The 1,376-nt window shown below is 60.3% G+C and carries 1 protein-coding gene; it reads right to left on the bottom strand.

The genetic code is table 11. The features are described 5' to 3' along the window. Window positions 1-225: 225 nt before the first annotated feature. A complete protein-coding gene (locus P1K89_RS33270) occupies window positions 226-681 on the bottom strand; it encodes a GNAT family N-acetyltransferase (RefSeq protein WP_284620828.1) in 456 nt (151 codons plus the stop codon). Window positions 682-1,376 lie beyond the last annotated feature (695 nt).

Below are 1,376 nucleotides of genomic sequence, written 5' to 3' on the forward strand. Positions count from 1 at the left end.
CGGCCTGAGTTGGCATGGCGCTCAGAGAACTGGTGGCTGTTCAGATGCTCGGCGCGATAGCGCCGCTGAACATGCGTTGCAGTGGCACGGCCGCTCCACCTGATGCCTAACGTTTGAGGTAACGCGCGACCGCCAGCGGAGCGCCAGGGCCGCGAGGCCGATGATAGTGCTGGGCGGCCTCGCGGCCCTGGCGCGTAGCTGGAGGGCGTCGCGTTGACCGAAGGGTTAGGCCGCATTTTCACCCGCGTGCCACTCGTACTTGACGTCTGCGAGTTGCCAAGTTGGCTCGAAGCCGAACTTCACTGCGCGGAACCCGTGGTGCTCGTAGAACAACCTGGCGACGGTGTTCTGTTGAAAGGTGAAGAGCCACAAGCTGCCGTTGGAAGCCGACTTTGCCAAGCGCAGGAGGTGTGAACCGATCCCTTGTCTGTGAAGCCCTACCTTCACGTGGAGTTGTGCGACGGACTGGCTGTTAGAGGCAACGAATCCGACGAGCGTGGTTCCCTGCCACGCAAGTTGCACTCGGTGATGAGGCAAGACCTCGTCTCGGAAGTAGGCGAGTTGTTCCTCGAGCGGGTGTGGGTCGGTGATTCCTACCCCATGTTCGAAACTCGCTCGCCACATGCGAACAAGTGGATCGGCGTAGTTCGCCGAGTAATCTGTGACTTCGACAGTCGTCACGATGCGTCGTGCATGCGGCCTAACGTTTGAGGTAACGCGCGACCGCCAGCGGAGCGCCAGGGCCGCGAGGCAGATGATATGCCTTGGCTGCCTCGCGGCCCTGGCGCGTAGCTGGTGGGCGTCGCGTTGACCGAAGGGTTAGGCCTCACGGCTGTTCTTGACCCGGTAGCGCGCGCGAGCGAAGGCTGCGCAGCCGAGGATTAGCGCGACGTACTCCGCGATGGCAACTGCAGCAATGACTCCCTGTAGATTGCTCAGAGAGCTGTGAGTTTGGGCAATGACACTCACCGACACCGCGACGCCGAACAAGAATCCGAGCAGGGGCGAGTCGTTGCGACGTAGCCTACTAGTATGCCCATTGCAGCAGAGAACACTAGTGTTCCAACAATGTTTGCTGCGATCAGAATCAGTGCGGTTTGAAGCTTGTTCGTGGGGGCAATGGCTTGTACCGCCGAAATCTCCAGGGGAGCAGTGACGTAGCCTTGCCAGACCGTGAACAAGAGTGGACCAAGCGTGACGCCAAGCAGCAGTAGTACTGGCCAGATGAACTGCGAAGGTGAGAGGCGCATCTTGTGAGGGGCGGATTGCCAGGCGAAGTGCAACACCTTTGCGAAGGGGGGCGGTGAGTTGGAGACTAGCCGCTTCTCTTCGGGCAGGAAGGGTTGCAGCATGGAGTATCACCAACTCACCTACAG

Source organism: Aquabacterium humicola, assembly GCF_030167915.1.
Taxonomy (GTDB): Bacteria; Pseudomonadota; Gammaproteobacteria; order Burkholderiales; family Burkholderiaceae_C; genus Pseudaquabacterium; species Pseudaquabacterium humicola.